At 49.8% G+C, this 7,775-nt stretch carries 5 protein-coding genes and 1 tRNA gene; 3 read left to right on the top strand and 3 right to left on the bottom strand.

What is annotated here, in order from left to right; genetic code table 11:
• Positions 1–107 precede the first annotated feature (107 nt).
• A tRNA-Met gene (locus ACEN2G_RS12055) sits at positions 108–184 on the bottom strand.
• A gap of 148 nt (positions 185–332) precedes the next feature.
• On the opposite strand from ACEN2G_RS12055, the gene rlmKL reads away from it, so the two are divergent.
• Genes rlmKL through uup form a run of 3 tightly spaced genes read left to right on the top strand, consistent with a single transcriptional unit; the run spans position 333 to position 4,665 of the window.
• Positions 333–2,504, top strand: coding sequence for a bifunctional 23S rRNA (guanine(2069)-N(7))-methyltransferase RlmK/23S rRNA (guanine(2445)-N(2))-methyltransferase RlmL (rlmKL, locus tag ACEN2G_RS12050; RefSeq protein ID WP_442021845.1), 2,172 nt, complete (start codon positions 333–335; stop codon positions 2,502–2,504).
• A 26-nt stretch (positions 2,505–2,530) separates the two neighbouring features.
• Positions 2,531–2,761, top strand: coding sequence for a glutaredoxin family protein (locus ACEN2G_RS12045; protein ID WP_442021843.1), 231 nt, complete (start codon positions 2,531–2,533; stop codon positions 2,759–2,761).
• Positions 2,761–4,665: an ATP-binding cassette ATPase Uup gene (gene uup, locus ACEN2G_RS12040; RefSeq protein WP_442021841.1), complete on the top strand. Its 1,905-nt coding sequence runs from the start codon at positions 2,761–2,763 to the stop codon at positions 4,663–4,665. Before ACEN2G_RS12045 ends, uup begins: the two co-directional genes overlap by 1 nt.
• A 272-nt stretch (positions 4,666–4,937) precedes the next feature.
• Here uup and fabA read toward each other — a convergent pair whose 3' ends face one another.
• Positions 4,938–5,480, bottom strand: coding sequence for a 3-hydroxyacyl-[acyl-carrier-protein] dehydratase FabA (fabA, locus tag ACEN2G_RS12035; protein WP_442021839.1), 543 nt, complete (start codon positions 5,478–5,480; stop codon positions 4,938–4,940).
• Between the two features lie 163 nt (positions 5,481–5,643).
• A complete protein-coding gene (locus ACEN2G_RS12030; protein ID WP_442021849.1) occupies positions 5,644–7,530 on the bottom strand; it encodes a Lon protease family protein in 1,887 nt (628 codons plus the stop codon).
• Between the last annotated feature and the right edge of the window lie 245 nt (positions 7,531–7,775).

The raw sequence follows: 7,775 nt of genomic DNA, 5'->3' as shown, positions 1-7,775 counted from the left end.
ATTCGAACCGACGACCTTCGGGTTATGAGCCCGACGAGCTACCAGACTGCTCCATCCCGCGTCCGATACTTAAACGCATTACCGTACTTAATACTCTTACACTGAGTTGGTTGCGGGAGCCGGATTCGAACCGACGACCTTCGGGTTATGAGCCCGACGAGCTACCAGGCTGCTCCATCCCGCGTCCTCAGGCTGTGCATACTAGTGATCTGTCTCACTGAATGCAAGCGCTAGCACAGAACTTTATTCTATTTGCCTAATATAACGGCAAGTCGCTTCATATGCGTACGATACGCGGCAATTTTTACAGTAGTGCCCCATTCTGAGGTATAATGCTCGCCTCTTTTGTTTGGATAAGCCTGACTATGCTACTGCCGTTTTTTGCTACCTGCCCTAAAGGCTTGGAATCGTTACTTCTTGATGAACTTACTCAGTTAGGTGCTACTCACCTACAGGAAACTGTGGCCGGTATCGGCTTTAAGGGTGACTTGGCTACCGCGTACCGCGCCTGCATGTGGTCGCGCTTAGCGTCGCGCATTATGTTGCAACTGACCGAGTTCACCATGCGTACCGACATGGACTTGTATTTGGGTGCGGCAAACGTGGCGTGGGAGGATCATATTCAACCAGGGCAAACCTTCGCAGTAGACTTTTCGGGCACCAATGAAGCCATCACCAATACCCAATACGGTGGCTTGAAAATTAAAGACGCCATCGTAGATCGCCTAACCAAGCGTCACGGTGAACGCCCCAACGTCGATAAGCGCGCGCCTGATATTAAAATTTTGGCTCACCTTAAGCGTAATAATGAGCTGAGCATTACTTTGGACTTGTCAGGCCCCGCCCTGCATCAGCGTGGTTACCGCCAGCAGGCAGGCGAGGCGCCGTTAAAAGAAAACTTAGCGGTGGCGATTTTGCTGCGCAGCGGTTGGGACAAGGTTTCACCACTGGTCGACCCCATGTGTGGCTCGGGCACCTTACTTATAGAAGCGGCCCTGATGGCCGCCGATCATGCGCCGGGTTTATTGCGGGTACGCTTTGGCTTTATGGCGTGGAGCGGCCACGACCGAAACGCCTGGCAAGAGATCAGCGCCGAGGCCACGGTGCGCGCGACCCGCGGCTTAAAAAATACGCAGGTGCAATTGATTGGTTTTGACCAAGACAAGCGAGTAGTGGGCTTCGCTCACGACAACGCCGTGGCCGCCGGCGTGGCGAACTTGGTCGATGTGCGACTCGCCAGCGTGGAGAATTTAGTGAATCCATTAGCCGACCCACAGCATTTTGATCTTCAACAAACTGACGAGCAGACTGGTTGGGTTATTTCTAACCCGCCCTACGGTGAGCGCTTAAGCGAATTTCCTTCTCTATTAGGTTTGCATCAGTTACTGGGCGATAAGTTGCGCGAGCAATTTAAAGGCTGGCATGTCAGCTTAATTTCCAGCTCCCCTGAGTTGCTGAGCTGTTTGCGCCTGCGTCATGATAAAATCTATAAGTTGTTTAACGGCGCCTTGGCCTGTGAGCTGCGTAATTATCAGATTGCCGCCGATGCCAAAACCGCGCGTCCGTTAGCTGTAGACTTTGCTAATCGTCTGGCTAAAAATATCAAGTTGCTAGAAAAGTGGGCCAAGTCTGAGAGCATCGACTGCTACCGCCTTTATGACGCTGACTTACCAGAATACAATGCGGCCATCGACCGTTATCAAGATTACATCGTCATCCAAGAATACGCCGCCCCGAAAACCATTCCGGAATACAAGGCGCGCGGTCGTTTCTACGACTTAGTGCAAGCCACCATGGCGGTCACGGGCGTCACGGCTAATAAGTTGATCATGAAGGTACGCGCCCGCCAAGTCGGGCGTGAGCAATATGAAAAGTTAGACAGACGAGACCAGTGGTTAGAAGTACAAGAGCATAACGCCAAATTGCTGGTGAACTTATATGACTACTTAGATACCGGCTTGTTCTTGGATCACAGACCGACCCGCAAGCGCATTGGTACACTGGCCAAGGGCAAAGATTTCTTAAACTTGTTTGCCTACACCGGCAGCGCCACCGTACATGCAGGCTTGGGTGGTGCTAAGTCCACCACCACGGTCGACATGTCCAATACCTATTTAGGTTGGGCCGAGCGTAATATGGCGCTGAATGGCTTAAATGGTCGTGAGCATGAGTTTATTCAGGCCGATTGTTTAAGCTGGTTGCGTGAGCCGGGCGAGAGCTACGACTTAATATTTGTCGATCCACCGACCTTCTCTAACTCCAAGCGCATGGAAGATAACTTCGATATTCAGCGTGATCATCTGGAGTTGCTGGGCTTGTTAAGTAAGCATCTGCGCCCTGAGGGCTTGGTTGTCTTTTCTAACAATAAGCGTCAATTTAAGATGGACTTAGCAGGTTTGGCGGTATTGGGTTTAACCGCCACCGATGTGAGCAAACATAGCTTGCCGAAAGACTTTGCCCGTAATCCGCATATCCATAACTGCTGGGAAATCCGCTGGGCATAATTGTTTGCGAAAAAATGACTGATAACATGAATTTAACGCTATTTTCCACGGATGGTTGCCATCTGTGTGAACAAGCCTGGGACTTGCTTGTGCAAACAAATTTAAGCAATGTCACGGTATTGGAAGATATTATCAACGACGAACGTTGGTTGGCTGACTATGGAGTGCGTATTCCCGTACTCAAGCATAGCAGCGGCCGCGAGCTGGATTGGCCGTTTACGGCCGCCGACATTATTGCCTTTAATCGAGAGATTTAATGAGTTTATTGACCCTACAAAACGCACAGTTAGCGTTTGGTGATGCGCCGTTATTGGATGGCGTCGAATTTAATATTTTAGCTGGCGAGCGCGTGTGTATCGTTGGCCGTAACGGCGCCGGTAAGTCGACACTGATGAAAGTGATCGCCGGCGAATTGCAATTAGATGACGGTCGCCGTCAGTTATTACAAGGCATCAACATTGCCCGCCTCGAGCAAGATCCGCCGCAAGTGGATGACGATCAAACCGTGTTTGATTATGTGGCCGGTGGCCTTGCTGAAACCGGTGAGATACTAAAAAAATATCATCATCAGTTAGAAGTGGTGGGCCACGATTTTTCAGATAAAGCCATGAACGAGCTGATGCGTCTGCAAGAGCAAATTGACGCCTCTGATGGCTGGGGCTTTGATACTAAAATCAATCAAAGTCTGACCTTGCTAGAACTGAATGGCGATACGCGCTTAAACGATTTATCCGGTGGTTGGTTACGTAAAGTGGCCTTGGCCCGCGCGCTGACTAACGATCCAGAAATTTTATTACTCGATGAGCCGACCAACCACTTAGATATCGATGCCATCGCTTGGCTCGAAACCTTCTTGTTGGATTTCAAAGGCGCCATCGTATTTGTGAGTCACGACCGTGCCTTTATCCGTAAGATGGCTACCCGCATCGTGGATTTGGACCGTGGTAAGTTATCTAGCTGGCCGGGCAATTATGATGACTATTTGGTCAGCAAAGAAGAAGCGCTGCGTGTAGAAGCGGATCAAAATGCCTTGTTCGATAAGCGCTTAGCCCAAGAAGAAGCCTGGATCCGCCAAGGTGTTAAGGCCCGTCGTACCCGTAACGAAGGTCGTGTGCGTGCACTTAAAGAATTGCGCGTTGAGCGCAGCGAGCGTCGTGAAACGGTCGGCAAAGTTAACGTGACGCTGGATGATGTGCGTCGCTCAGGCAAGATAGTGTTTGAGGCCGAGAATTTAACTTTCGCCTACGAAGACAACCTCTTGCTCGACAATTTCTCCACCCTTATTCAGCGCGGTGACAAGATTGCACTGGTCGGCCCGAACGGTTGTGGTAAGAGTACCATGATCAAATTACTGCTCGGCAAACTGGAAGCAGACTCAGGCATCTTAAAGTGCGGCACCAAGTTAGAAGTGGCCTACTTTGACCAATATCGCGAGCAGCTTGATCCTGAGCGCACGGTAATGGACAACTTGGCCGAAGGTAAGCAAGAAGTTGAAGTCAATGGCCGCAGCCGCCACGTATTGGGCTACTTACAAGACTTCTTGTTTGAGCCAAAGCGCGCACGCACGCCAGTTAAAGCCTTGTCTGGCGGTGAGAAAAACCGCTTATTGTTGGCGCGTTTATTCTTAAAGCCCAGCAATCTTTTAGTACTCGATGAGCCGACCAACGACTTGGACGTAGAAACTCTCGAATTGCTAGAAGAGTTACTGGCTGATTATAAAGGCACTTTATTACTGGTGAGCCACGACCGTGACTTTATCGATAACACGGCGACCCATTGCTGGTTATTTGAAGGGCAGGGCAAGGTCAGCGAGTTTGTAGGCGGTTATCAAGATATGCAGCATCAGCTGTCTTATCGTAAGCCAGTGGCAGAAAAAGCCAAGGACAAACCAGAAGCTAAGCCAGCCGCTAAAGCTGACAGCAAAGCTAAAGCTAAAAAATTGCCGTACAAAATTCAGCAAGAGCTGGACGGCCTGCCGGCTAAGCTTGAGCAACTCGAGAAAAAAATCGAAACCTTACAAGCGACCGTTAACGCGCCAGACTTTTTCGCTAAGAGCGAAGACGTCACCCAGAAAGCGTTACAGCAATTGGCGGATCTTGAGCGCGAATTTGAAATCGCCTTCGCCCGCTGGGAAGAGTTAGAAGCCGAAGCCAACGCGTAAATTTTTATAGTGTTGCGCCAGCCTGACTTATTAATAAGCTAGGTCAGGCTGCTTACCAAATCAAAACCGCCTCATGGTAAACATGAGGCGTTTTTTTTGGCTGAGTTTGTCGTCCTGCGCTTTAGGTACAGACTACACAACAAGAACCCATAAAAAAGCCCCGCAAATAACGGGGCCCTTTGGCTGTTACTTATACCGAGCTCTGGTGAAGAGTGAAGGGAGTAGGGTAAAGAGAAAAAACAAGCTTTGCCTCTTCACTCTTCACTCGGAGATTAGAACTTAGACGTATCGGTAAACAAACCTACTTTCAGGTCTTTGGCTTCGTAGATCACGCGGCCATCAACAGATACGGTACCATCTGCGATGCCCATGATCAGCTTGCGCCAAATCACACGCTTCAAGGTGATCTTGTAAGTTACTTTTTTCGCGGTCGGCAAGATTTGACCGGTAAATTTCACTTCGCCTACACCGAGCGCACGACCTTTACCCGGGCCGCCTTTCCAACCTAAGAAGAAGCCAACTAACTGCCACATGGCGTCTAAGCCTAAGCAACCGGGCATGACTGGGTCACCGGGGAAGTGGCAACCAAAAAACCACAGGTCTGGATTAATATCTAACTCGGCGATGATCTCGCCTTTGCCGTGTTCGCCGCCATCATCACTGATCTGCATGATGCGATCCATCATCAGCATGTTAGGCGCAGGCAGCTGGCTATTGCCAGGGCCAAATAATTCACCTTGGCTACAAGCCAGTAATTCTTCACGAGTAAAGCTGTGTTTACCCAGATCTTTTTGCGAAATTTGTTCTTCAGACATAGTCACAGTATTCCAGTAAGTTCAGGCACAGGCCTAGATAATAAATTTGTGTCTCGTTCATGAGCGGCATTTTTATGGCCGCCACTTTTTATTGCGGCCACTTTAGCGAACACTTGTACGCTAGACAAGTCCGATCACTCTAAATATGGAACTAAATTCGAAACTAAAGTCGAAATAAGCGCCGTAAAAATCCGCGCTCCAGTCCATGACCATTCAGCTCATCGAGTCGGTCACGAATACGGCCAAACAAGGTATCGGGTTGCTCCACATCACCCGCCACGCTGCCGGTGAGCAGCTCAATGGCTTGCTCCACACGCGCCACTGGATAAATATGAAACAGCCCAGCACTGACGGCAGCAGTCACTTCATCGGATAAATTCAATTGTAGGCGGTTACTGGCAGGAAAAATAATCCCTTGCTGGCCGGTGATGCCCTGAATTTTACACAGCCGATAAAAGCCTTCAATCTTTTCGTTCACGCCACCCACAGGCTGTACATTACCAAACTGATCCACGGCACCCGTTATAGCAAAGTGTTGATAAATGGGCTCTTTCGCCATGGCAGATAACAGCGCACACAAACCGGCGAGTGAGGCACTGTCGCCGTCTATCTCATGATAAGACTGCTCAAACACCAAGGTCGCCGACAACGGAGAAGGGTGCTCGGCGCCAAATAAATTCGATAAGTAGCCGTGAATAATCATCATGGCTTTGGCGTGAATATGGCCGGCGAGCTCGGCTTTGCGTTCAATGTCTGCGATATCGCCATCGCCTAAGTGCATGGTGGCAGTTAAGCGCACCGGCTCACCAAAGTCATAAGGGTGTCCGACAATTTGCAGCACCGACAGCCCATTGATTTGACCCACTTCTTTGCCTTGAGTCTGCAGCAGATACTGGCCATCGCGTACGCCTAATTCTGACTGGTCAATCAAGTAGCTTAAGCGATAGTCTTGCTCTTGCTGAGCGGCGACCACGTGGGCATCTGTGATAATGGTGCTTTGCTCGCGCCGAGCAATCACGTCACTCAGTTGCATCATGGCCACCAACTGCGCTTCCACCAAACTCAGCTGCTGCTGATGATCGGTTAAGCGGCTACTGTAACGGCACAAACGCAAAATGGCACTCGCATCTAAGTCCAGCAGCTGATGCTTAGCCTGCAAGTGTGCCAAGAAGCCTAAATAAGTCGGCAAGTCTGCTTTGGCGTCCCATTCCGGCAAGATGTCGGCGCGCAGAAAAGCCAGTGTATCTAAGTCGCGATCCATCATATACAGCTCGGCTACCGCCATGCGATCGCCGACCAAGATCAGATGAATGTCCAAGGGTGGCGCTTCTGGCTGAAAGTAAAAAGCGGCCATTTCGGCAGGACGGCTCCACTCAATTTGGCGAGTGACCAACGCGTTTTTTAAACGAAACCACAGATTAGGCTGATCGAGCAGCTCTTCAATAGGCACGATCAAATAGCCGCCATTGGCTTGATGAATAAGCCCAGGCTCCAGCAGATGATGATGACTGAAGATGGAGCCTTGCTCGGTTTGAAAGTGCACGGCACCAAACAATTGCTCGGGCGTAAACTGGCGAGCATGCACGATCGGCATACTGTCGTCGTGTCGGTGCACCATGAGGTTGATCAGTACCGGATGGCTAAAGCCTTCGCCGGCGGCTACATGTTGCGATAATAATGAGAGGTAATTGGCAATTTTAGGATCGTTATCTTGTTTCTTTAAGATACGTGCCACTACATGTTCTGCATCCAGATGACGGGACGACAATTCTAATAACTGGCCCACCAGCTCACAAAACACTAAGCCGCTGCCGGCTTTGAGGCGCAACCAGATAGGCTTTTGCGGATGCGTTAAGTTTTCCGCATAGCAGAGATCAAATAAATTGGCATGGTTGGCATGCTTAGCGACCAAGTCGTGTACCAGCTCTTCGTAATCCACACCGGCAAAACCATTCAATAATAAAATGGGATTCACCGCTTTTAGGGCGGAGAGGGTGGCGAAGGCGGAGTCTGCTCTGTCTTGTAGCTTATAGAATGCCTTGGTAGGCATCTGGCTTAGGGTACTGATTTCGGGCAGGGTGAAGACCGGATTTAGTTCTACGGGACTCAGTGGGTGCACTCAAAAACTCATCACTATTGGTAAATTACCGCCAGTATACTGCAGCCAGCTAAGGGGTCGACAGCTGTGTGCGCAATAAGCATGAAAAAGTGTAATTAATGTACTAAGGCTTGGTTGATTGCCCGTAATTTAAGCATTTGATGACACTTAAATCGATAACAGTGGGTCGATTGATA

The sequence above is a fragment of the Oceanisphaera sp. W20_SRM_FM3 genome (assembly GCF_052119705.1).
In the GTDB taxonomy this organism is placed as follows: Bacteria; Pseudomonadota; Gammaproteobacteria; order Enterobacterales; family Aeromonadaceae; genus Oceanimonas.
The sequence above is the reverse complement of the archived record's forward strand: the minus strand, read 5'-3'. Positions and strand labels throughout refer to the sequence as shown.

What these genes read in the sequence shown, in the direction of transcription:
- rlmKL (WP_442021845.1), top strand. Translation starts at nt 333, where the DNA reads ATGCTCGCCTCTTTTGTTTGGATAAGCCTGACTATGCTACTGCCGTTT.
- ACEN2G_RS12045 (WP_442021843.1), top strand. Translation starts at nt 2,531, where the DNA reads ATGAATTTAACGCTATTTTCCACGGATGGTTGCCATCTGTGTGAACAA.
- uup (WP_442021841.1), top strand. Translation starts at nt 2,761, where the DNA reads ATGAGTTTATTGACCCTACAAAACGCACAGTTAGCGTTTGGTGATGCG.
- fabA (WP_442021839.1), bottom strand. Translation starts at nt 5,480, where the DNA reads ATGTCTGAAGAACAAATTTCGCAAAAAGATCTGGGTAAACACAGCTTT.
- ACEN2G_RS12030 (WP_442021849.1), bottom strand. Translation starts at nt 7,530, where the DNA reads ATGCCTACCAAGGCATTCTATAAGCTACAAGACAGAGCAGACTCCGCC.